Raw genomic sequence first — 3717 nt, forward strand, 5'->3', positions numbered from 1 at the left:
ACTCGGATTTACGCACTTTAGTGACCATGTTGCAAATTTCCAAAACCTTTCATTTCGGCTTGCCGCGATGCTTGCTGCATGAATAGTAATATAAAACTTTATTTTATATTTGTAAAGTAATATTTTACTTTTTTTAGAAAATAAATTATTATTAAGGCACTGGAGGCAAAAAATGGTCAGATTAAAAGATTTTGTAAAATTGGTCGGAAATGCAAGAAAAGTGTCAAGACAGCTTAATGTGTCACCTCAATTATTGAACGATGCAATAAAAAAAGACAAAGACATTTTTATTGAGCATGACAAAGACCTTAATATTGTTGATTGTTATGTAAAAAAACAATGGGGTAAATTATGCTAACGTATATCTGTTTTAGTTTTATTATTGCGCCAATTGTGGCGCGTGGTTTTTTTGGTTGATTTAACGACTGACTCACGTTACGCGTGAAATCATGAAGATAAAAGCGATTAAGGGATAAAAAGAAAAGCCACTTTAATTAGTGGCTTTTTTGTGGGTGTTAGATTAGTTTTAACCAGTCGTTTAGTGCTTGCAATGCAGCTTCATAACCAAGCGCAACACACACAAAAGCCCCCAATTCTTGGCTAGTCTGTAAAAAATCTAACTGGCCATCTTGCCAACGGCTTTTGGTGTGGTCTTGTCGCTTCATCTCACAAACAAAAGTCGGACAACCGCAGATAATAATATCAGCAGCACCGTTCCTGATTGCGCCCTTTGCTTTTTGCTTGATGTGGTGATGGTGTCCTGTACCAAGCACTAGCCCCTCGTTATCGGGATGGATTGCAACAAGTGCGAGCTGTGGGTGCAATCGGTTAAGCTCATTAAAAAACGTCATTAACTCCGCATCTTCTAGCGGGCAGTCGCCTCTATATGATGTGTCGCCATACGTTTTAAGCCAGTCGGGTATTTTCATGTTGTCGCCTCATGTATTGGGTAGTAATTGTGTCCTATCACGTCAAAATAACCTGTGGTTTTATTTTTTTGGTAGGTTACGGTATCAGGTCTATCAAAGCCAAAATCATTAGCTAAATGCACAAAATCATCAACATTTCTAACATCGCCGCCAAAAATAGAATGGCACAGCTTAGTCCATTTTCTTTGTATCAGCTTGCTATCGCTATCAGCGATATAATACGCTCTAAACTGTGTGGTAGGTGTTGAGTAGTCACAGACTAGCATTTCATTGCCTGCTTTGCTCATGCCTTTTTTAACGCTAAAAAATAGCACTTCTTCGGTAAATACGGCGTAAGGGTCGGCTTTAACCTGTGCGGCTTCATGCTTTAGCGAGCTATTAGGGTCAACCAGTTCTGCCTTGCACTTCTCACAATAACGCGCCGCTATGTCGTTTTCAAGGTTGCATTTTTCGCACAACTTAAACGCCCACCGATACTCGCATCTATCGAGCTTACCTTTGTTGAGTATTGACTGTACAAAACCATTGCATCGGCGGCCAAGATGCGCGGGCATATACACGGGCGCATCGTTAGCACCAACGCTCAATAAAATGCGGTTGCCAGTCAAGTCCAAAAAAAACCCTTGCTTGTCTATGCCTAGCTTTTGCGGGTTGTCACGAGCTGCAAAGTCATTGCTAAAATTACAGCTAGGGCAGGTTGCCTCAATCGCGGAGCTCGTTTTTGCTTTGTATGTTTTTATGGTCGGTTCAAAAATATCGTCTTGCAGTTTGTGCCGTTCAATGTTGCCCGCATAGTCAAGCACTAAACAATCGGTTTTGTCGGTGTGTAATCTAAGGCCGCGTCCGATAATCTGCTGAAATAATGACGCTGATTCGGTGGCGCGTAATATCGCTACAACGTCAACATGAGGCGCATCAAAACCTGTGGTTAATGTACCTACACTCACAATATATTTAAACCGTTGTTGTTTAAAATCGTTTATTAGCTTTTCACGTTCGGCTTTGGCCATGTTGACATCGCCACCAAGCATGCGGCTATTGTCGGGCGGTAGACTGTCTAATATCTCTTGTGCGTGTTTAACAGTAGATGCAAACAGCATAACGCCATTGCGCCCTTGTGAGTGTTGTACTACGTCAGCGACAATCTGAGATGTAAGGCGGCCTTGACCCTCAAAGGCTTGTTCTATTTGCTTCGCGTCAAAATTGCCCATCTTGTTTATTGTTAGATTGTCGGTGTCGTAATGTAGTGCTGTGGTGTCAGTGTGAGCAGGTGTTAAAAAACCCATGTCAATTAGGGCGCGTGTGTTTATCTTATAGAGTAGGCTATGGTAATACGCGTCTATTGTTTCGTCAGTGTCTAGCTTGCTTATACGTTCACCTGTAGCATCGTATTGGTAGATGTAACCTGTGCCAAGTCTGTATGGTGTGGCAGTCATGCCGATAACCCGTAACATCGGATTTTTAGCGGCTATGTGAGCAATAATCTGTTTTATGGTCGGTGTGGTCATGTGCGCTTCGTCAACAATGACACACGCAAACGCATCACCAAAGCGCGATACGCTATTCAGTACGGTTTTAGGTGTGGCATAGACGACATTATGACGGGTGCATTTACTGTTTGCGCTTGCGCTAAATATAGAAGCCTTTTCACCAGTGGCTAGATATTTCTCAAAATTCTGAGAAGTCAATTCTTTGGACGGCTGTAAAACCAAAACCTTTTTACCTGTTTTTTGGGTTATCCAAAAAGCAATGGCGGCGGCTATCCATGATTTACCCGCCCCTGTGGCTAACTCTAAAAGCGCGGGTTCGGTACTTTTACGCATCCATGCGATAGCACTATCTACAGCATCTTGTTGATAGGGGCGTAATTGCATGGCTAATTACCCCAATTTCCAGTAGCTTGTCGGCTTGCCTTGATACTTGCTAAGGTCAGCACCTGGTAAAAGGTCTTTGATGGCTTTAGCGTAGCTTATCGCGCCTTGCCGTGTAATTTGACTAAACTTGCGACCGTTAATGATTGCATTTTTGTTGTTAGCAATCTTGGCCAATTCGACAATAATCTCTTTTTGGCGTTGCGTTGCATTGTCGATTGTTTCGCCAAGTTGGTCATACTCTGACAATAGCGCGGTAGCTTGTTTAGATTCAATCGTTTTTACGATGTCATTTAGATGTTCTGGATTGTCAATCTCTGACAAAAAGCAGTTATAAAAAGCTAATAGCTTAATGATGGCATCATCGAACCACTCTTGATTAAACGTGACAATCTCTAAAGAGTCGCCGTATTTATTCCACTGGTAAAAGTGAGCTTGTTTAATGCCGGCACAGGCCATTTCAATTTGTACTTGTGCGTAGTAGTGCGGTTGTTGTTCTAAAGACTTAAACTCAGGTAATAGGTCGTTTCGTAACCCAAACGGACATTTTACTTCAAGAATATACTTTTGGTCATTTAGGTTTGTTGCAATACCATCGGGGGACGCGCCTAGCCATTCATGCTCAGGATGGACAAAAAAGCCGCACTCATGGACTAAATTACCTGTTTTGTTGGTGTAGTCTAACTGTGCAATGGGTTCGTTAAGCGAGCCGTACTCGGTAGCAATGTTACCGTTAAACTCTGACTCCGCGCCATGCCATAAACGCACTAAACGTCTGATAAGTGCATCTGGTGTCATGTATGGATTAACACCTAAAGCCGCACCTGCTACGCTGCCTGTAATTTTGCCTTTACGCTGTTTGAACCATTCGGGGGTACGTTGTTCTATATTTTTTGACATTGTCATGCTCCAATGCG

Annotated in this window: 4 protein-coding genes; 1 reads left to right on the forward strand and 3 read right to left on the reverse strand. The window is 42.4% G+C overall.

What is annotated here, in order from left to right:
• Positions 1–172 precede the first annotated feature (172 nt).
• Positions 173–358 (forward strand): hypothetical protein, encoded by a 186-nt coding sequence (locus Q0212_RS15905; protein WP_297927324.1) that lies wholly within the window; start codon positions 173–175, stop codon positions 356–358.
• A gap of 157 nt (positions 359–515) precedes the next feature.
• On the opposite strand, the gene Q0212_RS15910 is transcribed toward Q0212_RS15905, so the two are convergent.
• The 3 genes from Q0212_RS15910 to Q0212_RS15920 all read right to left on the reverse strand — a co-directional run.
• Positions 516–929, reverse strand: coding sequence for a hypothetical protein (locus tag Q0212_RS15910; RefSeq protein WP_297927326.1), 414 nt, complete (start codon positions 927–929; stop codon positions 516–518).
• Positions 926–2803 (reverse strand): DEAD/DEAH box helicase, encoded by a 1878-nt coding sequence (locus tag Q0212_RS15915; protein WP_297927328.1) that lies wholly within the window; start codon positions 2801–2803, stop codon positions 926–928. Before Q0212_RS15915 ends, Q0212_RS15910 begins: the two co-directional genes overlap by 4 nt.
• A 6-nt stretch (positions 2804–2809) precedes the next feature.
• On the reverse strand, positions 2810–3717 hold a 908-nt coding region (locus tag Q0212_RS15920), incomplete at its 5' end, for a lambda exonuclease family protein (protein WP_297927330.1).

Origin of the sequence: uncultured Agitococcus sp. (assembly GCF_937920075.1) — a bacterium.
GTDB lineage: Bacteria > Pseudomonadota > Gammaproteobacteria > Pseudomonadales > Moraxellaceae > Agitococcus.

Bases quoted from the DNA above. Each gene is read 5' to 3' on its own strand.
- Q0212_RS15905 (WP_297927324.1), top strand. From the start codon at position 173: ATGGTCAGATTAAAAGATTTTGTAAAATTGGTCGGAAATGCAAGAAAA.
- Q0212_RS15910 (WP_297927326.1), bottom strand. From the start codon at position 929: ATGAAAATACCCGACTGGCTTAAAACGTATGGCGACACATCATATAGA.
- Q0212_RS15915 (WP_297927328.1), bottom strand. From the start codon at position 2,803: ATGCAATTACGCCCCTATCAACAAGATGCTGTAGATAGTGCTATCGCA.